We start from the raw sequence: 21,494 nt of genomic DNA on the forward strand, positions 1-21,494 counted from the left end.
ATCTAGTAGAGGGATGAGGAGAAATAAGAATTGACTAGGATAACTAAAAACAAGTACATGCTAGGGAGTACTGGTATATACTTGTTTTTAGTTTTTATGTACCAAGTGAACAATAAAGGATTTGATTAATGGTAATGCTATTCATAAATTACCATTAAAGGAATGGATTGTTGATGAATATTTTTTTTGAAAGCATAATTCTAATTGTTACTGGCATCCTCGTTTTAAAATTAACCGGAAGCAAATCAGTTAGTCAGATGACAAGAGCTGAGATTATTATTGTTGCTTCCATTGGGCGTATTATTGTAGAGCCGGTATTGAGTAGCAAAGTAGGTTCGTCTATCCTTGCTGCTTGTATATTTTCAGGTGTTTTACTTATTATTCATTATTTAGAAATGAAATCACGAAAGATGGAACAATTTTTAAATGGTAATAGCATCATTATTATTCAAAGTGGGAAGATATTACAAAATAATTTAAGACGTGCAAAAATGACAGAACAGCAACTGCTGATGTATTTAAGAGAACAAGGAATTCATGATATTAAAATATTACAACAAGCAACAGTAGAACCAAATGGCCGCGTTGGTTATCAACTAACAGCTGGAGCGCAGCCGGTTACTTGTGAAATGTTAGAAAAGATATTGCACCAATACAACCTGAAAAAAAATAGTTAATATGGAGATATATTAACTATTTTTTGTTGTTTTAGGGAATTTAGCAATACGTTATGAAATCTTTTTAATCCAATCAACATGTCTTTTTCATTTAACATAGAATAACTAATTCGTAAATAGTTATATTTTGATTCATGATTCAAAAAACAAGCCGTTCCTGGTAAAAAAGAAACGTTCGCTTCATTCGCTTTTTTAAGTAACATAAAAGCATTGATTGAATCTGGAAGTGTAATCCATAAATTAAAACCACCTAGAGGTTTTTGAAAATGAATTTCCTCTGTTAGAGAAGTTAATATTTCTAGTGTTGTATCGCGTCTTATTTGTAATGCGGTGCGTAATTTTTCTAAATGATTTTTCATTCTTTCTGTTCGTAAAAATGGAAGAAGCGCTTTTTGTGTTAGTAACGGACTTCCTATATCCATCGAAGCTTTCACAGCATATAACCATTCAAAAATAGGTCCTTCTACAGCTAATGCTGCAATACGAAGGCCTGGCGCTAATGTTTTACTGAATCCTTTTAAATATATAACGTGACCATTATACCATACCTACTTTCAAAGCGAATTATATATGCTGGTTTTTGTTTAACCTTTATGACATTTGCAACATTATATTGGGCTGAACAGTATATTTCTTCGGGTTTAGCAGCTGTTCTTTCTGCAACAGGGCCAATGATGATTTTGTTATTACAATCGAAGAGAAATAAAACAAAACTACAACGGGAGCAATTTCTCGCTCTAATCATAGCGCTTATTGGAGTTGTTTGTATCTCCTTACCAGGGATGCACCAACAACTCACTTTTATATGGAGTATAGCCTGCTTTGTCATATTAGTCGGCGAATTATTTTATGGCATAGGTTCCATCCATTCAAAAGAAATACTTTCAGATCTGCCAAAAGTATCGCCGTTTCTCATTAACGGAATCCAAATGTTTTACGGTGGACTTTTTCTTCTGATTAGTTCTATTTTTATAGAACAGCCAAATCTCGATATATTAACATCTTGGAGTGTACAATGGCCCATTCTATATCTCATCTTTGTAGGGTCAATTGGTGGGCATGGTTTATATTATTGGCTCTTGTCAAAGACCAATCCAGTATTCCCATCAACTTGGCTGTATGTATCTCCATTAATTGCTGTTATTACAGGATATGTATTTTTAGGGGAACCAATTAATCCAGTAATGGGAATCGGAGCGAGTTTCATCTTGATTGGTGTATTTTTAGCAAATCGCTCTACACTTGAAGTGTACTTTAAACAGGGGAGATTATTGAAAAAAGAAATGTAACATGATTGTATTTTAGTTGTGAAATAGAAGAATAAGAATATTTTATAGAAACTGTTTGGATTTTATCACTTACTTGATTCATGATTCTTCACCAATCCTTTCTTGATCACTAAAGTCTTCTTTTACCCGTTTTTATTCTCCCTTTTTTCCTAATCATCTCATTTGAGAGAAGGGGTGGTTGAGAACTTTATATGTGTATTCTATTTTTGTAAGGTTTACATTATGTAACAATGTCGAAATTCAACATATATACGAATCTTAAAAATCCGAAAGAAATTTTTGAATTTATAAACAATTTTGATTGGATTTTATTCTAAGATATGTGACCTGTAACATCAGAGAATGAAATGTTTTCATTAATCTTTCTTTAAAAGAAAACAAAGTCTTTCTGATAACTCAATATTTAAATTAAACTATTTTATAAAGCAACATGAAAAACCCTCTCGTAAATAAAACGAGAGGGTTCTATTATGCCTAATTTGTATGTAAAAATATTAGTTTACTTTCTTTATAAACCCTTTATAGTGACGCTTCACAAGCTGGCTTTCTAGTGTTTTCATTGTTTCTAACGCTACCCCTACAATGATGAGTAAACTTGTACCACCAATTTGAGCAGAAGGTGGTAAAGTAGCCACTTTCGTAAATACAATTGGTAAAATTGAAATAGCACCTAAGAAAATCGCACCAATAAACGTTAAGCGATACAAAATTTTTGTTACATATTGCTCTGTAGATTTGCCTGGTCGAATACCTGGAACATAGCCATTTTGCTTTTTCAAGTTTTCGGCCATTTGTTCAGGATTTACTTGAACAAATGCATAGAAGTATGTGAAAGCAATAATGAGTCCAACGTAAAGGATCATTCCAACTGGATGTGTAAAGTCCAGATTTGTACTTAACCATTTAGATATATCAGAGTTAGGGAATAACTGCGCAATGGTCCGTGGCGTCATTAGAAATGCAGAAGCAAAGATTACCGGGATTACACCCGCACTGTTTACTTTAAGCGGTAAATGTGTATTTTTTGCACCTTGATATTGATTATTTCCTGAAACAGCTTTTGCATATTGAATAGGTATTTTACGAACTGCTTGTTGGATATAAATAACGCCGACAACGATTGCTAAAATAACTAATCCAATCAATACGATTTTGATAATATGCATAAACAGTTGATCTCCAGCATTTTGGAATTGCTGTAAATAAATTTGATTTACGACGTTTGGAATGGCTGCAACAAGTCCTGCGAATATAAGCATTGAAATTCCGTTACCTACGCCGTTTGCAGTAATTTGTTCACCTAACCAAAGTAAAAATGCAGTACCGGCAGTTAGCACTGTAGCAATAAATAAATATGTAGTCCAGTTAGGATTTGAAATCAATTGTCCGCCTGCTATATTGTTAAAGCCAATAGACATTCCAATGGCTTGAATAAATGCGAGTATGATTGTAAAGTATCGGGTAAACTGAGCTGATTTTTTGCGGCCCATTTCCCCTTGCTTTGCCCACTCTGTAAATTTAGGTACAACATCCATCTGTAACAATTGTACAATAATGGAGGCTGTAATATATGGTGTGATGCCTACAGCAAAGATTGAGAAGTGTTGTAAGGCTCCTCCGCCAAATACATTAAGCATACCTAAAACATTGGCTTGATCTTGTACTTTTAATACCTCTGCGTTAGTATGAGGAACTGGTATAAACGTGCCAATTCGAAAAACAATTAACATCGCAAGTGTAAAAAAGATTTTCCTTCTTATCTCAGCTACTCTCATAAAGTTTGAAATCGTACGAAACATCGTGTCGCCTCCTGTATTTTTTAGCAGTTATCTAAAAAGAAAACTGTTTTTTTATATCCTGATGAACGAACTACAAGCCTCCTTCCGTGTAGAATTCATTTGACAAATGGATTTTCATACATTTTGTAGTGTTGTTATGGATATAAAAAATACAAACGTTTTTATAAGCGATAGATTTATTTTCGTAATCATTCAATAACCATAATATAACTAATAAATAAAAAAATGTACATAGATACGCATGAAAAATGAATGAAAAGGGTAATTCTTTACATTGTTATATGAAGAGTTGATTACATAAGTTTGTAATTGTTATTATGTATAAGTAGAGAATTATCTACAATTGATAGCAGTCAAGTTGTGGCTGCAGCGTGGGATTAAGTGTTAATAGGAAGTGTGTTTACTCCAAGTGATATTCATACACCTTTATGGTTATGGGATCAGTATTTCCGGACCTTGTTGTTCAAAACACATTAAAATAAAATGAAAAAGAAGTAGATGCTGGTGTTTTAAACATCGGTATCTACTTCTTTTTGTTAAAAATTAGGAATTTTGTACCGGTACAGTTATTGTAAATGAACATTGTTGATGCTCTTCATAGCTTTTAAAATTAGCATATAATACATTCACTCTAAATATTGAAGGGGTGCTTTATATGACAGAGTTACAAGATCAGTTTTTTTCAAGGTTAAACCTAAAGAAACAACAGACTGTGAGATTTGAGGAATTGAACAAAATAATTAGCGCAATTGCGTATGAAATTCCGTTTGAGAATTTAGATATCGTAACAGGTAATACGAAAGAGATTTCTAAAGAGAATTTACAAAAGAAAATACTAATGAGTTCACGAGGTGGGCTTTGCTATGAAATGAATTCTATTCTATATTACTTATTAAAAGATTGTGGATTCGATGTGAAGTTAGCATTAGGCACAGTTTATAAAAGTGATTTAAATGTATGGGCTCTTGAAGAAGGCCATATTACAATCATTTTAAATTATGATTCAGTATCGTATTTAGCTGATATAGGAATTGCTTCACTTGTACCTCTCACACTTGTACCGTTTACTGGTGAGATTGTTACTTCAAAAAATGGCGAATATCGTGTTAGGAGAAAAGATACAGATAAAGGAACTTATATTTTAGAAAGACGAGACACTCATTCGTGGCATGACCCACACGAAAAGATAGAATGGAAAGTATGTCATGCTTTTCGTACGGATCCTATTGATGAAACAACTTTAAATGAAGTTCAAAGAAAAGTCATAGAAGATGAGAATTCTAGTTTTAATAAAGGGCCGATTGCAGTAAAACTTACGCATTCTGGATATGTCTCTTTGACGAAAGATAGTTTGACTCAAGTAATGAATGGCCAAAAAAGTAAAAGTGTAATTACAGAGAATCACTATAGGAAGCTCTTACATGATATATTTAACATTGAAATGTAAACCTTACCTTTGCATTCAAAATAGAAATAGTATGATCCTTAATGTAAAAGCGTCATGATAAATAAATGAAAAACCAAACTATTTATTTGAAAAACGAATTAAATAAATGGCTTGGTTTGCACAGCAAGGTCATTCTCTTTTATAGTAATATAGGTACGATAAAAGTAACAATGAATAAAAAAGGAGTCTACTATGTCAGTTATCGATAAATTGAACCTTAGTAAATATAGTAATATGGTAGTGATTAATCAACCAAACGATTATGCCCTCTTTACTGAACAAGCAATTAAGTTATCTAAAAATCATGATGCTATTTTCATTTTTGTAGAAACAATTGATGAGATGGTGAAGCACACACAACTTATTCTTAATAAACAACTATTACTCGAAAAAGGTTATTTATTTTTTGCTTATCCAAAAAAAGGTAACAATCGTTATGAAACTTTTATTCACAGAGATGAAATATTCCCAGCAATGAACGTTGGAGAAGATGGATATGTAGATAATAGTGATATCAAATTCGCACGGATGGTAAGTATGGATGATGTCTTTACCGTTGTTGGTTTGAAACGCGAAAAAAAGAAAGTCAAGAAAACATCTACTGCTAGTCAATGTGTTTCTGATTATGTAGAGAATATTAAAGATGTAGAAGCATTATTAGCTAATCACCCAAATGAACTTCAGTTTTATCAAGGTTTAACACCAGGATATCAAAAAGATTGGGCACGCCACATATTCTCAGCAAAACAGCAACAGACACGTGAAAAGCGTGCTCAGCAAATGGTTGAAATTCTTTCACAAGGTTATAAATCAATTGATTTATTCCGCAGAAAGAAGAAATAAAGAAGGTTTAATAGTAAAACTAGGCGTTTCAAAAAGAGTGGAACTTATTTAAACTGTAGCGATAGGTACCGTACGTCTAATTTTAAGATGTAAAACATATTCTTGACCTCATCAAGAATATGTTTTTTTATGAACTTCAGTTTTCGATATCAAAATACATAATGATGACACAATTAATAGAATGAAAAAGTTGAAAAAAGATCTCCTTCAAGTATACTGAATATGGTTCAAGGTTTATGAGGGTTGTTTTTTACAGTACAGATAATGTGTAAGCCCTTCGTACATTAAGTAGAATATAAAAGAACGAATAAGAAAAGGTGTTTGAAATGAAATCGTATATTGTAGTTGGATCTGGAATTTTAGGGGCGTCTACTGCTTATCATCTTGCTAAGGCGGGAGCTCATGTTACATTAGTTGATCGCCAGGATTTAGGACAAGCAACGGATGCAGCGGCAGGAATTGTATGTCCTTGGCTTTCGCAGCGACGTAATCAGGCTTGGTATAAAATTGCAAAAGGCGGGGCGCATTATTATACTTCTTTAATTCAGCAATTAGAAGAAGATGGCGAAACGGATACTGGTTATAAACGTGTAGGAGCTATTAGCTTGCATACGGATGATAAAAAATTAGATCAAATGGAAGAGCGAGCGTATAAACGACGTGAGGATGCTCCGGAAATTGGAGAAATTACTCGTTTATCACCAGATGAGACGAAAAGTTTATTTCCAGCGCTATCAGAGGAATATGGCGCAGTACATATAAGCGGTGCTGCTCGAGTAAATGGACGAGCACTTCGTCAATCCCTTGTAAATGCTGCGAAAAAACATGGTGCTATCTTTATAAAAGGAGATGCCGTTTTAATTCATGAAAATAATCTTGTTAAAGGTATTCATGTAAATGGTGAAACATTAATGGCAGATCAAGTAATTGTCACTGCAGGAGCGTGGGCAAATGAATTGTTACAACCACTGGGGGTTAACTTTCTTGTGACCTTCCAAAAAGCACAAATTGTTCATTTACATATGCCAAATACAAATACTGAAAACTGGCCAGTTGTTATGCCGCCAAACGATCAGTATATATTAACTTTTGAAGATGGCCGTGTAGTTGTAGGAGCAACACATGAAAATGATACTGGCCTTGATTATCGTGTTACAGCCGGTGGTTTACATGAAGTCTTTGATAAAGCATTGTCAGTGGCTCCAGGGTTAGAAAATAGTACAATGCTTGAAACAAGAGTTGGTTTTAGACCATTCACACCAGGTTTTCTCCCAGTCATTGGTCCGTTACCTAATTTTGAAGGGATCCTTGTTGCGAACGGTCTAGGTGCTTCTGGATTAACAGCAGGTCCATACTTAGGTTCTGAACTTGCGAAACTTGCTCTTGACCAACCGATAGAATTGGATTTAAGTCATTATGATGTAGCTGGTGCACTTGAATAGTGATTAGATCTAGAAACAAAAAAAGATTAGGAATAGCTACCTAATCTTTTTTTGTTTCTTTTGATATTTGCAGAGGGAATTTTGAGCATTTTGGAGAAAAGCTATATTGATTGTAAATTTGAAATAGATAGCATGAAAATTATAAATCAATTACACATACAATTTTAGAGGATTAAGGGGGTGTCTTAAGTGTATAACGTTGAAATAAGAAGACCAATCATTGGTGATTATGAAGAGTTAAATCAATTGTTTCATACAGTCATTATAGACACGTTTGCTAGAGAAGGTTTATCGGAGTTGGTTGATGATATAGAAAATGAAATTGAAAATAAAAAGAAGTACTTGAAATGTGACTTTGATAGCGATGGGAAAAATCGATATTTTTTGATCGCTGTAGACAAACATTGTAATAAAATTATCGGCACAATTGAATTTGGGCCATCTAGTAAACTAATTAATAATTGCACAGATGGCGCATTAAAAGACTTATATGAGATAGGGACTGTATTTGTACTCCCGAATTACCAAAGACGCGGCATAGGTAATTTGCTTTTAAATGCGATTTTTCTTACCTTATTGGATAAAGGAATAAAAGAATTCTGTTTGGATAGTGGATATACCAATGCACAGGAAATATGGAAGAAAAAATTTGGAGAGCCTAACTTTTTGTTAAAGGATTATTGGGGCGAGGCGTATGATCATATGATTTGGAGAAAATGCATAAATGATATACCTATAATATTTAGTAGATAATGAAATGTGTTTTAGCAAATCGATTGTATAAATTTAATTAAATTACATTTATAATCAACACGCATAGCTTTTCTTACATACTTATGCTATTATTTACCTTTACTATAAAAGAGGACGTGAAGTAACTTGATTAAAATTGATTTACCTGCAGTTGATGTTTCTATAACAGAAAGAAAACAAGTAATAAAAGGAGATGAACCAAGAATCACTCCGATTCATGGATTTATTGATTTCCACTTGTTCCCAAGAGACAAAGGTGGCATTTTTATGTTTTATAACATTAATGACGAGCTTCTCTTTGTTGGGAAAGCACGTAAAATAAGACAGCGTATTAAAAAGCATTTTGAAGACAATGTTTCACCAATTCAAGCACATCGCGATGAAGTATATCGTATTGATGTATGTATTGTAGAAGATCCAATGGAAAGAGAAATTTACGAAACATACATCATTAATGAACTTCAAGCGAAGTATAATGTTGATAAAGTTTTTTATAAATAAAATAAGAACCATTTAAAACATGATCTTAGTGCTATATTAAGGTCATGTTTTTTTATATCTAATAAATTTGAGCTTCTTTGATTATTCGACAAAATATAACAATGCAAAAAATTGTTTTTTTGCTATGATAAGTAGGAATTTTATATATTGTGTTTATCAGGGGATAAAAAGGGATGTTGAAAAAATTTACTACATGTATTTTGGGTGGCGCTTTAGTATTTAATTTATCTGGCTGTGGAAGTACCTCTGACAAAACTTCTTCTGAATCTAAAGAAACCACTTCTAAGCAAGAAGAAAAGAATGTGAAAACAAACGATATAACGAAAGGGAATACAGATTCGAAAAAAACGGAACAAACAAAAGAAAAGACAAAAATAAAAGAAAAAGAGTATTCATTAAACAAAACTTTTAATACGCCAAAATTTGATGTAACTGTGAAAAAGGTTGTAGAAAGAGATAAAGTGGGTAAAGAAAGCATAGGGATTCAAGAAGCTGACAATGGGAATGTCTTTATTGTTATAGAGATTGAAGGGAAAAATATAACAAACGAACCGATGAAATTAGCGGTTTTGCCATCTGTTGATTTAGTGGATGAAAATGATAATGCTTACGAAATGAATGTGTGGGCAGCTAGTAGTTATGCAGTTGAAAAAGGCGTAACCCCTATTAGTAATATGGAATTAAAACCTGGGGATATAAAGAAAGAAAAGAGAGTTTATGTGATTAATAAAGAAAAGTTTGATACAGGTAAATGGTATGTTCTTGTTAATCATGAACATAAAGAACAAATTAAATAAAGTTTATGTTAAGAGGGTATATACCCTCTTTTTTTGTTGTTTGGGAAAGTTCTTAAATCTTGAATTCCTTTTCCTTTCTTTTCTTTCATAACAGGTAAAAATAAACATATACTGGTACAAGCAAACAAGAAAGGAGACAATCATGAACTGGTTAGAAGCTTTTATATTAGGAATTATTCAGGGATTAACGGAATTTTTACCTATAAGCAGTACAGGGCACTTATATTTAGGAAGACATTTATTTCATTTAGATGAAGCTGGGCTTTTTTTAGACACGATGCTGCATATTGGTACCCTGCTAGCAGTGTTTATTTATTATAAAAAAGAGTTTATCTATTTAATTAAAAACCCATTTTCGAAACTTACATTTTTACTCATTGTTGGAACAATCCCAGCAGTTATAATTGGCTTATTATTTAAAGATTTCTTTGAAGAGATTTCAAAAACGGGTGTAACAATCGGATGGGAGTTTTTAGTGACAGGTTTGTTTTTATATATGGCGGAGAAACAAAAAAATGGACGTAAGAAAATGGATGACATTACATATCAAGATGCTTTTATTATTGGTTCGTTTCAAGCGTTTGCTATTTTTCCAGCAATCTCTCGTTCTGGTATGACGATTGTCGCAGCACTTTGGAGAAAATTAGATCGTGAAACAGCTGCATATTTTTCGTTTTTGTTATCTACTCCCGCTATTGTTGGAGCAATCATTTTACAGTCTGTAGACGTATTTCAAGGGAAAGCTGAAAGTATTTCAAGTACATCGTTAATCGTTGGTACCTTATCTGCTGCATTTTTTGGATATATTGCAGTATCTTGGATGATTCAATATTTAAAGCAGCATTCTCTTAAAGTATTTGCCTATTACGTTTGGGCTCTAGGTATTATCATTTTAACTTTACAGTTCACTGGCGTATTTTAAGGAGAACGACATTGAAAAAATACAGTCATGCAATAATCTTATTTTATGCTGGGTCTTGCTGGTGAACATTATTAGATAAACCTAACAATGCTATTTTTAGCGGAATTACATGTTGATTCTTTGCTTAAATAGTACTTGTAATAGAAGAAAAAGTATGGATTCAATTATTTTACGCGACTAGGGTATTCCGTCTAAAAAAGAATGAATATCCTGCTTGGTGTAATTTACTTATTTCTCCTAGCTTTCCTGAAAATCCTTATGGCGCCTTTATTCAAACCATTGAAGACAATGGTATACGAAAAAAATATACCAACTTTCCGCGAGTAATACAGACGTTTACATTCGTTTAGTTAGGGTCATGAACCTTATGCGTAATCCTCTACATCTTCTTCATCCTAAGGTATGGCTTGCTATTCTTACAACTCGAAAAAATAAAGGAGGTTAATCTCATTACAAGTAGTAGGAAATTAACTATTAAATGTCGAATCCATAATAGTTAATTGATAAAAAAAGGAATGAGTCATGAATGGAAATATACATAGAAAAATTAAAGAAACAAGATGCAGAAGAATTGTTTGCTTTTGAGTGTTATAACAGAACTTTTTTTGAAAAGATGGTACCGAGTCGTGGTGATGATTACTATGTTTATGAGACGTTTCAATCTAAACATGATGAATTGTTAAAGGAACAAAAAGAAGGCACGTCCTACTTTTATCTCATACGGAATATGGAAAAAACAATTGTAGGTCGAATAAACTTAGTAGACATAGAGAAAGATAGACAATTAGGATATCTTGGTTATCGTGTAGGAGAAAATTTTATCGGAAATGGAATTGCAACTAAGGCCGTCCAATTACTCCTAATTCAAGCAGCAGACCATCAAATTATCGAAATTCATGCAAAGACAACAAATAATAACATTGCTTCACAACTAGTATTAGAAAAAAGCGGCTTTTCACGTACCGCAATTGATAAAAAAAGTATAGAGTTAAATGGTCAAAAGATTAATTTCATTCATTACGTTTGGAAACATACTAAAGTATTATAAAAGAAATTTTAAAACAAAAGGGGAACAATACAATGCAGGACTTACGTTATCCAATTGGGAAGTTTACTTATGAAGGAAATATTACGGAGGAAATGGTAGAAAAGTGGATTCGAGAAATTGAAAATCTCCCTACAGAACTAACAAAAGCAATTAACGGTTTAGATAAAGAACAGCTAGATACACCTTATCGAAAGGGTGGATGGACAGTACGGCAAGTTGTTCATCATGTTGTCGATAGTCATATGAATAGTTATATTCGTTTTAAGTTAGCTCTTACAGAAAATAACCCGACAATTAAACCATATATGGAAGAGAAATGGGCAGAGCTCCCTGATTCAAAATTACCTGTAGATGTTTCCCTTGTATTATTAGATTCATTACATAAAAGGTGGGTAAATGTATTAAGTTCTTTAGAGCCGGCAGATCTTGAAAAAACTTTTAACCATCCGGAGTCAGGTGAAACAAAACTGGAAGTAGCAATCGGATTATATGCATGGCACGGTCGTCATCATACTGCACATATTACTTCTTTACGGGAACGATTAGGATGGTAAATGTTATGAAAATAACACTAGAAAGAGCAAGAAGTTTTGATGCGGAATATATTTTCAATATTCAAGTACAAGCATTTAAACCGTTATTAGAAAAATATAAGGACTATAAAACGAATCCTGCCAATGAAACGATTGATAAAGTAATTACAAGAATAAACAATCCTAATGGTGGATTTTATAAAATATTAGTTAATCATACTCTTGCGGGGGCTATTTGTGTATTTTGGAAAGAGAAGACGACACAATTCTGGATCAGTCCTATGTTTATTCTACCTAATTATCAAGGGAAAGGGGTGGCCCAGAAAGTACTTGTTTTAATAGAAAAACTGTTTCCACATGCAACTAGTTGGGAATTAGCTACAATTTTCGAAGAAGAACGTAATTGTTATCTGTATGAAAAAATGGGTTACACTAAGACGGGTTTAAAAAAGAAGTTGAATGATAATACAACACTTGTTTATTATAAGAAAATATTATAAAAATAGATTTTAAAAGGATAGATAAAACAGAGTATATCTGTATTATCTATCCTTTTATTTTGGTCCTATATAATACAATGTTGCGAAGTTTTTTGTATTTTTAAAACAAAACAATGCATGTTGTTCCAAAAAACACGGGGTTATAACTTTTGTTTTTGTATAAAAATGCAAAGGTGTTATTTTGTTGTATATTTTACTAACGCTTTTTGAACGCTTAAAATACTGTCGTCACTTTTAAATTCCTTTGTAATCGGTTCATGCATACTAGATACCCAAATTTTAAGTTCTGCATCTAAATCAAAATGACCTGCTGTTTCAATGCTAAATTGTGTAATGCTTTTATATGGAATAGAATGATATTCAGTTTTCTTACCAGTTACTCCTTGTTTATCTACTAAAATCATTCGTCGATTTGTAAATACAATTAAATCTCGAATCAATTTATACGCATACTCAACTTGTTCATCATCAAGCATAATCTTCTGTAAGTCACGCTCAACATTTTCTGTACTCGTATCAGATGCATTTCCGAAAATACCATTAAATAAACCCATATAAAATTCCTCCTTTATGATCTGTGGAATGAGTTTCTTTTATTGTATCATGTTATAGACTAAGAGATTCTTACAATGCAGCAAGAGCTTTTTTAAGCAAATGCAATGAATTTATTGATACTTCATCATAATATCTTGTGCTAAAATATAAGTGTTTAGAAAATCAAGAAACAAATATAGAGGGATTATAAATGAAAAATATCGGTTTAGTATTAGAAGGCGGAGGCATGAAAGGGTTATATACAGCAGGGGTACTTGAGTACTTTATGGAAAATGATTTGTTTTTCCCATATGTAGTTGGAGTATCGGCAGGAGCATGCATGGGCGCAACTTATTTATCGCGTCAAAAAGGAAGGAATAAAAAAGTAAATACAGAGTTAGTATCTGATCATCGTTATATATCTTATCGCAACTTAATACGAAAAAGAGAATTGTTTGGTATGGACTTTCTTTTTGATGAAGTGCCTAATAAAATTGTACCATTTGACTTTCAAACTTTTTTACATGCAAATGAGCAATTTGTAATCGGCACAACAGATTGCGAGACAGGACAAGCTGTTTATTATAATAAGCAAGAGCATGGGAATGATATATTGAAAATTATTCGCGCATCAAGTTCTGTACCATTTATTGCGCCAGCTGTGGACTATGATGGTAAAAAACTTTTAGATGGGGGAATCATTGATCCTATCCCTGTTCGAAAGGCACAAATAGATGGATTTCAAAAAAACATTGTTATTATGACAAAGCCAAAAGGATATGAGAAAAAGCGTAATAAGTTTTCACCAATGGCAAAATATTTATATAGACGATATCCGAAAGTCTCTCAGCTTTTAGTAGATCATTATCGGTTTTATAATGAGAGCATTTCATACATGTTTTCAGATGAACAAAAAGAAAATTTTTTTGTAATTCAACCAAGCATGCAGCTTCCTGTTAGTGGGATTGAAAGAAATAAGGACAAGCTTGTTAATTTATATAATCTTGGGTATCAGGATGCAAAGAATCAGTATGAGCAGTTATTAGAATGGATAGAGAAATAATAACTATAGGGGTGAACAGTGGATACTAGGAAACAGCACGTAAATTATCATTTTACTACCTTGATAAATAAGAATGTAAACACACAGACTATATTGTTTGTGTGTTTTTGTTCATAGAATATACAACATTAGTACCCTGTTTATATAGGGATTTATTTACAAAAAAAGAAGTACTAATATACTGCGGTGGAGGAGGGAAAAGGAATGAAGTCAATACTAAGCCCCAAAATAACAGAGCTTACAGATCAATTAAGCAATGGAGATACACAAGTTTTTCATACCTTTTTAGATGAACTCAAAGCAAATGAGACGCCACTTATAGAAACTTGTCCAATGAATAATCAGTATCATCTTATTACTTACATATGGCTAGGCGATAAAGACACAGAAAATGTTTATGTATTTGGTAGTTATCCTGGTTGGGATCTTCATTCTAATCGACTAGAACGGCTTTCAGACACGAATTTATGGTACAAAACATTTAGAACGAACAAAAGGTTTATTTCTACCTATCATTTTTCAGTTAATGATTATTTTGAACAAAATTGGATAACACGTAGTGAACAGTATCAATTAGATCCATTTAACAGTCATATATTCGGAGAAGGAACAGATAGAGCAGCTGTTTTAGAAATAGGAATGGAAATGCAGTACGATAAAAGATTCCCTAAAAATTATAATCCTCATGGGAAAATTGAAACATATTCTTTTTACAGTTCTGTTTTAGGCAATACACGAAAGATATATATTTACACACCTCATGATTATTCTCTTACATCAAGCCTTCAAAATCTTATCATCACATTTGATGGAAACGCATTTATGCAAAATCTTTCAGCACCAGCAACACTCGATCATCTCATTCATAAACAAGAAATACCTTCGTGTATTGTTGTTGGAATTGAGCACGTAGATCGATTAAATGAGCTTACTTATAACGACAAGATGAATGCATTTTTAATAGAAGAGCTACTTCCTTGGATTCAAACAAAATATCATGTATATAAGGATCCGGCGCATGCAACAATTGCTGGTTTAAGTTTAGGTGGTCTAGCGGCGTTTTATGCAGCACTTCAGAATCCTCATGTTTTCGGAAATGTGCTGTCATTGTCAGGTTCTGTACATTGGAAAAAGGACGGGTATGAAGAAAAACTTCCTTGGATGGAGAAACAATTTTTATCAATTAGTAATACGCTGAGATTACGTATGTATATGGCAGCTGGAACTCTTGAGAACGAACCGCTTTTACAAGCCAATAGGAGCCTATATAAGACACTTAGAGAAAAAAATACCAAATCACCTATAGTGAGTTTCAAGGCGGTCACGACGAGATTTGGTGGTGAGAGCAACTTGCTGAGGGTTTATTAGCATTAAATAATTCAAGATCGTTATCTTAAAAAGAAATGAGGAGGTAAAATATGAATCAAAAGGATTTAGATAAAGAGTTAAAAAAACAAGAGATTTTAGTAAAGGATGAGAAAGTTTGGGATTTTACGTATGAAGATCATATTAGTTCTATCGTTAAGCGGGCAGAAAAATCGGGAGCTTTTGATGACCTACCTGGCAAGGGGAAACCACTTAATATTGATAAAAGCCTTTCGTATAATCCTGAAAAACAACTTTATAAAACATTGAAAGATAATCATGTTTTACCTAGGTGGATTGAGCTTTCGAAAGAAATTGATTATTTAAAGGAAAAGCTGAAAGAGATTACAGATTCTAATGAAGCAACAAAGCTAGTTCGGACTATTAATAAAAAAGTTTTGGAACATAACTTATTGTGCCCAGCATCTGCACAAAAAATGAGAGTGAAAACGGATTTTTAGTATTTTTCAATAAGCCTATTTCTTGTTATGTAATTAAAATAGGCTTATTTCATATATTATGTAAGGGAGGAGTAGAGGGTGACAAATACATACCATTTATAAATACCGAGGCAGCTAGAACAGTATAGAGGCATTCTGGAAGAAAGCGCAAAACCCTATATAAAAATTACAGGAGAACTAGGTGAAACAATTTTATTTGAAAGTAAATTTGTTGGGTATCCGTATGTACCTATTCATCATGAGCATCCAAAGGATTCGAATGGACAGCCTATGATGTTACTTGCGCAGTTGAATTTTAGAGAGATTCCGCATATTGAATTTGTACCAAAGAGCAGAATTAACGCAAGATGAAACTCAAATTGTGACGGATTTTAGCTACTTAAATGCTATTGATTCAGAGAATTTTATTGTGCCTAGAGCAGCAAAGTTAAGGTTTGAAGCAGGTTATCAACCTGTACACTAGGAGATTATCGATTTGAAGAGTTTTTTAGAGATGCAATTCATTTAGAAGAAATCGATGACGATAGCGTAGAATGGAATTTCATAGATTGTACAATAAACACTTTGAAAGCCAAGGGCATAAAAGTGGAGGATATCCATTCTTTAAACAAACAGATCCAAGGGAATGGGAAGAAACCTATCAAGAACATAACATCTTATGGCTACAAATCGATACAGATGATTCTCTAGGAATTATGTGGGGAGATTGCGGCATCGCTAACTTTTTTGTACGGAAAGAAGATCTACTAAACCTAAACTTTTCAAATGTACTTTATAATTGGGATTGCTGTTAAGTCTAAAAACACCTTTAATATAGCGAAAAATAGGGAAGAGGGGTTGAAGTATTTCGCTATATCTGTGTGAATTACCGGTTATAGCAAGAATCTTAGTGTGAAATCACAATTTTAAAATTTATGTACGTAGTTACATGAATAGAAAGTAAATATAATTTACAAAAAGAAATATAAACTAATATAAAAATTATTCCTAAAAAATAGGGATAATTTTTATAGGAATAGTATCGGTTATGTTAACTAAGATAAAAAGTACAACGTAGTAAACAAATTGCATAGATAAACTCTAAATTTAACTATATTAAGAAAATAAGATGTAATTATAAGGAAATGTATAATAGATGATGAAAAACTTAAATATGCACACGAAAACAATGTAATAACAAAAAGAATTTTTTAACGAATTACGTAATAAATTTATGTTCATCAATGTTTTTGTATGTTGTAAACTCAGCAAAACTTTTATTCTAAAAATGCTGTAGAGAAATTTAATCGTAAATTTACTATAAAATCTATAAAAATTTAAATAAGCAATATGTAATGCGGATTTCATAAAAAATATCCGTTTCATCTCATTATGTATAGTATACTTGTATTTAGAGACAGGAAAACACTTCTTTTGTATAACTACCTATAATATATATTATGTCTACTAGATAAAATTCATAAACTTACTTTTAGTCGGTTGTTTTCCCCCTTCTATTTGGCGACACAAACTTGGGGACTTTTAATATATATGAACATTTAGTTAGTTTTAAAGCGGCTCACTGTGGTACATTTTTTTGAATTCGGTTTAGAAATTGTGTTTATGAAATGGATAACTTAGTCGTAAACACAAAAATCAGTACATATGATTTTGGGATATGTACTGATCAAGCTTTTCTTACTATGTTCTTAAAAACTATTTTTTAGTTGAAAAACCTCATATTTTCGTTGTAAAAATAATTCTTTATCTGTGTAAATCCATTCCGAAAAATTTTTAATCGTATTTTTACCACTTAGATATATACGATTAAAATGATGCAGATACTCTTTTGGAACAAATGGAAATTGTACGTCGTATGATTTACAAGGCATGATTCCATGTAAGTTTATCAGATCATTTTTCATGATTTTGCTATTTAAATTTAACATATAAACACCAGTGTTTTTGTTTTTATATAATGGTTGGTTTGAATTGAGTTTTATTTTTATATCTTCTAAAATCGCTGATTCTTTTTGAGAAATACTTACAGTTTGGTTATCTTTTGTAATGACACCATCTGCAATGAAAAACCCTAAAATATATGCCATATTATTAGACCAACGCTTAAAGTAATCTTCATTTAAGTTATATTTTCGTTTCCAGCTGCCTCTTGCTCTTTTTTCAACGTTGTTATCCGTTAGGAACATCCGAACATACCTAGCGGAAACATTAGCTAATTTTGCAATGTTTGATGTGCTCTCTCCTTCTAAATAAAGCTTAATCATTTCTGCTTTTTCCAGTGTGCATTTAGACTTCTTTTTACTCCTTTCAATCATTTTAATTAATCCCCCTTTCAAAGATATAACTTAAGTGTGTACTGTCTTCTATATCATATAAAAGAACGAACGTTCCGTCTGTTTTATCTATCGAAATTGAAGATAATATTTTTATTCGCTATAAACCCCGTATCCTCCCTTCTTTTTGCTACTATCTACTCTGCCTACATTGCACATACATTTTGCTCTATTTTTGTAGCTGCTATGGAGCGTATTTCCTAGAGTGCTCTTATGACATTTCTTGTTAAATTATGAAATTTATAGAATTTTATAATTTAACAAGAATTATTCTTCATTTTCACTTACCTTATATAAAACCTATCCCATAATATGAATCTAATTACACCTATTCTTTTTAGATAACTCATAGATGATTAGATTTATGTGATAAAGTTTATAAAAAACCAGGAGGGATATGTGTGTTTTCGAAATGGAAAAAAGGATTAGTAACTACTTTATTTGCATTAACAACGTTTTCGACTGTAGCATCTGCTGAAGAACTGCCTGCAGATCAACAAAAATGGGTTAGTGAACATGCAGTTAAATTACAAGAACCAACTGCTAGTTCTAATGAGGATTTTTCATTTTTAAAGCAAACCTTACAAGATAAACGTATTGTCTTACTAGGTGAGTCTACTCATGGTTCAACCGAAATGAATCAATCAAAGGTTCGGATGATTAAATATTTACATGAAGAAATGGGATATGACGTGATTGCGTTTGAATCAGGCTTTGCAGAAGCGAACGCTGTGTATCAAAATATTGATGATTTAACAGCTGAACAAGCTATGAAAAAAGCTATTTCTGGAGTATGGCATACAGAGCATCTATTGTATAAAAATCTAATCCATCTCTAACCATCCGAACATCTCTTTCTAAAGCTGCCAAATGGTGCGCTGCTGGATGACAATCGGTCATTTTATAATGATGATTTACGTTTTGGTATGTATAGTTAATAACTGCATGCTTGCGAATGTCCGAACTAACAATATATGGATCTGTATTAATATAATTAAATTTATTTTGCATCAATAGGGTTATGAGCTTATTGGCAAACGTAGTTTTTCGCGCAGCACCATGTCCTGAAATACCGATAACAATTCGTTTATTAGTTGTATTAATCCAATTTGCGATTTCTTGTAAAAACTTATCCATCATTCCCCTCCTTTTTTACTAATTACCACTTTTATTTTAATTAGATAAATATCGGGATATACCATCTTTTAATTATATATGAAATATATTTTTAACCAAATTGATGATCTATTAATTTAATCTCCTTCTTTAAATAATTACCACTCGAAGGACTTTTTTATTTTTATGTTAGTTTCATTTGTTTTCTGTAAATAGCTTGTTGAACAATGAGTAAGGAACCGTTTTTTTAATTAACAATTCGTAAACTTCAGCACCAACATCATGTAGAGTTACATAAGCAAAGAAATCTTCTGTTGTATCCAACAACGAAAATGTATTTTTAAGTCTATTTATTACATTGATTCCTATTAAAACTAGCTGCTCTTCAAAAAACGATTTATGAAATGCTATCTTTCTTTCAACATCAAGTATTGGATGCTCCGTATTTATACAATAGTATGCGTTTGTGATTTCTTCTAATTGTGGAGTGATTAATTCATTGAAAAAGGTAAACGGAAATGATGAATCATGGTACCGAACACCATATAAGCTATTAAGCTCTTCTTCTGATTCATCAGAATACCATTTATCAACTATCTTTCGGTATGCATGTTCTGTATTTATTGATATACCGCAATAGCCTCCCTCAGTATCAACATACAATGCGAGTACAAACACATCTTTATTATTTTCGGAATGAGAAAATTTTTCTATGACTTTAGAACAGGCCTCAAAAAATAAATCCTCAACATATCTAAAATCCGCTAACAATATATCTTTTTCATTTGATATATCTTCAAAATATTCAATGGTTTTTTCAGGAGTATAAGCAACAAAACCTTTTTGATTTGACTTCCAATCTCCATTAATTACTCGCTTAAGTAGCTCGGTATAATCCATCGTTGTAATCCCCTTTTTCAGATGTTTGTTATCATCTGATAATGCAAAGCAACCATTACTTATATAATCGTATAGTCATCAAAATATTGATCGATACTTTGTAGTTTTTCTATTTTAAAATTTGTAATGGCAAAAGAACTCTCATGTAAATGTAACTTTTCATCTAAGGTAATAATGTTGCCGTCTGTATCAATCAATATGAACGAATAAACACCCTCTATAGTAGCTGTTACTTTTCCTAACGCTTTTTTATCCAACCATATAGATAATCCTGCAAACAAAGAAGCAGTAACAAACATTTTATTATCTATTAATTCAATTTTAATATAGTCTGGACTGTCAATATCAAATAGCTCAACGTAATTACATTCCGAATTCCCGTATTCTTTTGTAAAATAATCAATGAAACTACTAATAAACATTTCTTTGTTATTCAAGTTTTCTAGTATTTCTCCGCTTTCATTTAGTATAAGTTCCTCAAGTTTTTCGCTTGAAAGTATTTCGTTGTATATTTGCATAGTTATTTCTCCTAAGCCCCTATTATTTCTGTGCATAATAATTTAAAAGCTAACGATTTGTTTTTTAATAAACCTTTTTCATCCATGTATTGAATCAATTACTCTAATTTCTTTTCATGGGATATTCTTGGTTATCAAGTATCTTTCTTCTCATATTTGTTTCAACTTAAAATATTAGCTTTATTATTTGTGAATAATTGTCCCATTAAAAATATACGGTACAGTTTCTTTTCTTTGCAATAGACCTTTTACATGTTTGGGAAGTCGTAAATATGTTTCGGCGGTTTGTAACTCCATCCATTTAATTTCCTCGATTTCTCCGGGCCTTGATATATGTATTTCTCCACCTGTAATTTTCCCTACAAAGTTAATAAAAATAACTTGTTGCCCTTTTTCTTCAAAAAACGCTTCACTTATTGAGAAAATCCCATCTACCTCTATATCTAATCCTGTCTCTTCTTTTACTTCGCGAATTGCTGCTTCTTCTAACGTTTCATCAAACTCGACTGCACCGCCCGGTAAAGTAAAATAAGAAGCATTTGAACCTGTATTTTTAACCATTAATACTTTTTCTTGAAACGTATCATAAAGTAGTACGTACGTTACAGTTACTTTTTTCATAGGAACCTCCTTAGTAGATCTCTAGTATACAG

Annotated in this window: 20 protein-coding genes and 7 pseudogenes; 19 read left to right on the forward strand and 8 right to left on the reverse strand. The window is 32.1% G+C overall.

Annotated features, from left to right (window positions below; translation table 11 throughout):
- Nucleotides 1–173: 173 nt before the first annotated feature.
- Nucleotides 174–677, forward strand: a complete 504-nt coding sequence (locus tag ACM6HU_RS21370; RefSeq protein WP_016132825.1) for a DUF421 domain-containing protein — start codon at nt 174–176, stop codon at nt 675–677.
- Here ACM6HU_RS21370 and ACM6HU_RS21375 read toward each other — a convergent pair.
- Nucleotides 674–1,216, reverse strand: a pseudogene (locus ACM6HU_RS21375) (aminotransferase class I/II-fold pyridoxal phosphate-dependent enzyme); the annotation flags it as partial. The gene ACM6HU_RS21370 and the pseudogene ACM6HU_RS21375 sit on opposite strands and share 4 nt — an antisense overlap.
- Here ACM6HU_RS21375 and ACM6HU_RS21380 point away from each other — a divergent pair.
- A pseudogene (locus ACM6HU_RS21380) lies at nt 1,214–1,966 on the forward strand (DMT family transporter); the annotation flags it as partial. The pseudogenes ACM6HU_RS21375 and ACM6HU_RS21380 sit on opposite strands and share 3 nt — an antisense overlap.
- Nucleotides 1,967–2,460: 494 nt before the next feature.
- On the opposite strand, the gene secY reads toward ACM6HU_RS21380, so the two are convergent.
- Nucleotides 2,461–3,765 (reverse strand): preprotein translocase subunit SecY, encoded by a 1,305-nt coding sequence (gene secY, locus ACM6HU_RS21385; RefSeq protein ID WP_016114948.1) that lies wholly within the window; start codon nt 3,763–3,765, stop codon nt 2,461–2,463.
- A 655-nt stretch (nt 3,766–4,420) separates the two neighbouring features.
- Between secY and ACM6HU_RS21390 the strand changes: the two genes are divergently transcribed.
- From ACM6HU_RS21390 to ACM6HU_RS21445, 12 genes and pseudogenes are all read left to right on the forward strand, one after another.
- A complete protein-coding gene (locus ACM6HU_RS21390) occupies nt 4,421–5,212 on the forward strand; it encodes an arylamine N-acetyltransferase family protein (protein ID WP_016114949.1) in 792 nt (263 codons plus the stop codon).
- A gap of 192 nt (nt 5,213–5,404) precedes the next feature.
- Entirely contained in the window at nt 5,405–6,055 is a 651-nt protein-coding gene (locus ACM6HU_RS21395; RefSeq protein ID WP_088093702.1) for a YdeI/OmpD-associated family protein, read from the forward strand.
- A 326-nt stretch (nt 6,056–6,381) separates the two neighbouring features.
- Nucleotides 6,382–7,497 (forward strand): NAD(P)/FAD-dependent oxidoreductase, encoded by a 1,116-nt coding sequence (locus tag ACM6HU_RS21400; RefSeq protein ID WP_016114951.1) that lies wholly within the window; start codon nt 6,382–6,384, stop codon nt 7,495–7,497.
- A gap of 189 nt (nt 7,498–7,686) precedes the next feature.
- Nucleotides 7,687–8,250 carry a GNAT family N-acetyltransferase gene (locus ACM6HU_RS21405; RefSeq protein WP_016131417.1) on the forward strand — a complete coding sequence of 188 codons (564 nt, stop codon included), beginning with the start codon at nt 7,687–7,689 and terminating at the stop codon, nt 8,248–8,250.
- Nucleotides 8,251–8,376: 126 nt separating this feature from the next.
- Complete coding sequence (locus ACM6HU_RS21410) at nt 8,377–8,751, forward strand: nucleotide excision repair endonuclease (RefSeq protein WP_006094986.1); 375 nt, start codon at nt 8,377–8,379, stop codon at nt 8,749–8,751.
- Between the two features lie 173 nt (nt 8,752–8,924).
- Complete coding sequence (locus tag ACM6HU_RS21415; RefSeq protein WP_016114953.1) at nt 8,925–9,548, forward strand: DUF4352 domain-containing protein; 624 nt, start codon at nt 8,925–8,927, stop codon at nt 9,546–9,548.
- A 142-nt stretch (nt 9,549–9,690) separates the two neighbouring features.
- A complete protein-coding gene (locus ACM6HU_RS21420; RefSeq protein ID WP_016114954.1) occupies nt 9,691–10,470 on the forward strand; it encodes an undecaprenyl-diphosphate phosphatase in 780 nt (259 codons plus the stop codon).
- 137 nt (nt 10,471–10,607) lie between these two features.
- Nucleotides 10,608–10,760: pseudogene (locus tag ACM6HU_RS21425) on the forward strand (glutamate synthase); the annotation flags it as partial.
- Nucleotides 10,760–10,915, forward strand: a pseudogene (locus tag ACM6HU_RS21430) (glutamate synthase); the annotation flags it as partial. The pseudogenes ACM6HU_RS21425 and ACM6HU_RS21430, both read left to right, overlap by 1 nt.
- Nucleotides 10,916–10,996: 81 nt before the next feature.
- Entirely contained in the window at nt 10,997–11,518 is a 522-nt protein-coding gene (locus ACM6HU_RS21435; protein WP_016114955.1) for a GNAT family N-acetyltransferase, read from the forward strand.
- A gap of 32 nt (nt 11,519–11,550) precedes the next feature.
- Nucleotides 11,551–12,072, forward strand: a complete 522-nt coding sequence (locus tag ACM6HU_RS21440) for a YfiT family bacillithiol transferase (protein ID WP_088093701.1) — start codon at nt 11,551–11,553, stop codon at nt 12,070–12,072.
- The gene (locus ACM6HU_RS21445) at nt 12,012–12,551 is read left to right on the forward strand and encodes a GNAT family N-acetyltransferase (RefSeq protein WP_170927920.1); all 540 of its coding nucleotides are present in this window, start codon (nt 12,012–12,014) and stop codon (nt 12,549–12,551) included. The genes ACM6HU_RS21440 and ACM6HU_RS21445 overlap by 61 nt, the downstream gene beginning before the upstream one ends.
- 176 nt (nt 12,552–12,727) lie before the next feature.
- Here ACM6HU_RS21445 and ACM6HU_RS21450 read toward each other — a convergent pair whose 3' ends face one another.
- A complete protein-coding gene (locus tag ACM6HU_RS21450) occupies nt 12,728–13,105 on the reverse strand; it encodes a PH domain-containing protein (RefSeq protein ID WP_077294798.1) in 378 nt (125 codons plus the stop codon).
- 191 nt (nt 13,106–13,296) lie between these two features.
- Here ACM6HU_RS21450 and ACM6HU_RS21455 point away from each other — a divergent pair, with 191 nt between their 5' ends.
- The 4 genes and pseudogenes from ACM6HU_RS21455 to ACM6HU_RS21470 all read left to right on the forward strand — a co-directional run bounded on the left by ACM6HU_RS21455 (nt 13,297) and on the right by ACM6HU_RS21470 (nt 16,768).
- Nucleotides 13,297–14,148, forward strand: a complete 852-nt coding sequence (locus ACM6HU_RS21455; RefSeq protein WP_016114959.1) for a patatin family protein — start codon at nt 13,297–13,299, stop codon at nt 14,146–14,148.
- Between the two features lie 204 nt (nt 14,149–14,352).
- On the forward strand, nt 14,353–15,516 hold the full coding sequence (locus ACM6HU_RS21460) for an alpha/beta hydrolase (protein ID WP_016114960.1): 1,164 nt from the start codon (nt 14,353–14,355) through the stop codon (nt 15,514–15,516).
- A 50-nt stretch (nt 15,517–15,566) separates the two neighbouring features.
- On the forward strand, nt 15,567–15,974 hold the full coding sequence (locus tag ACM6HU_RS21465) for a DUF1992 domain-containing protein (RefSeq protein ID WP_016114961.1): 408 nt from the start codon (nt 15,567–15,569) through the stop codon (nt 15,972–15,974).
- A gap of 102 nt (nt 15,975–16,076) precedes the next feature.
- Nucleotides 16,077–16,768: pseudogene (locus ACM6HU_RS21470) on the forward strand (YwqG family protein).
- 894 nt (nt 16,769–17,662) lie between these two features.
- Here ACM6HU_RS21470 and ACM6HU_RS21475 read toward each other — a convergent pair.
- The gene (locus ACM6HU_RS21475) at nt 17,663–18,289 is read right to left on the reverse strand and encodes a helix-turn-helix domain-containing protein (RefSeq protein WP_016114963.1); all 627 of its coding nucleotides are present in this window, start codon (nt 18,287–18,289) and stop codon (nt 17,663–17,665) included.
- Between the two features lie 419 nt (nt 18,290–18,708).
- Here ACM6HU_RS21475 and ACM6HU_RS21480 point away from each other — a divergent pair.
- A pseudogene (locus ACM6HU_RS21480) lies at nt 18,709–19,119 on the forward strand (hypothetical protein); the annotation flags it as partial.
- Here ACM6HU_RS21480 and ACM6HU_RS21485 read toward each other — a convergent pair.
- The 4 genes and pseudogenes from ACM6HU_RS21485 to ACM6HU_RS21500 all read right to left on the reverse strand — a co-directional run.
- A pseudogene (locus ACM6HU_RS21485) lies at nt 19,106–19,444 on the reverse strand (hypothetical protein); the annotation flags it as partial. The pseudogenes ACM6HU_RS21480 and ACM6HU_RS21485 sit on opposite strands and share 14 nt — an antisense overlap.
- Nucleotides 19,445–19,618: 174 nt before the next feature.
- Nucleotides 19,619–20,323, reverse strand: a complete 705-nt coding sequence (locus tag ACM6HU_RS21490; RefSeq protein ID WP_016114966.1) for a hypothetical protein — start codon at nt 20,321–20,323, stop codon at nt 19,619–19,621.
- A 59-nt stretch (nt 20,324–20,382) separates the two neighbouring features.
- A complete protein-coding gene (locus ACM6HU_RS21495) occupies nt 20,383–20,841 on the reverse strand; it encodes a hypothetical protein (protein ID WP_016114967.1) in 459 nt (152 codons plus the stop codon).
- A gap of 183 nt (nt 20,842–21,024) precedes the next feature.
- Entirely contained in the window at nt 21,025–21,462 is a 438-nt protein-coding gene (locus ACM6HU_RS21500) for an NUDIX hydrolase (RefSeq protein WP_016114968.1), read from the reverse strand.
- Between the last annotated feature and the right edge of the window lie 32 nt (nt 21,463–21,494).

Origin of the sequence: Bacillus sp. IT-79MI2 (genome assembly GCF_949768135.1) — a bacterium.
Classification (GTDB): domain Bacteria; phylum Bacillota; class Bacilli; order Bacillales; family Bacillaceae_G; genus Bacillus_A; species Bacillus_A pseudomycoides.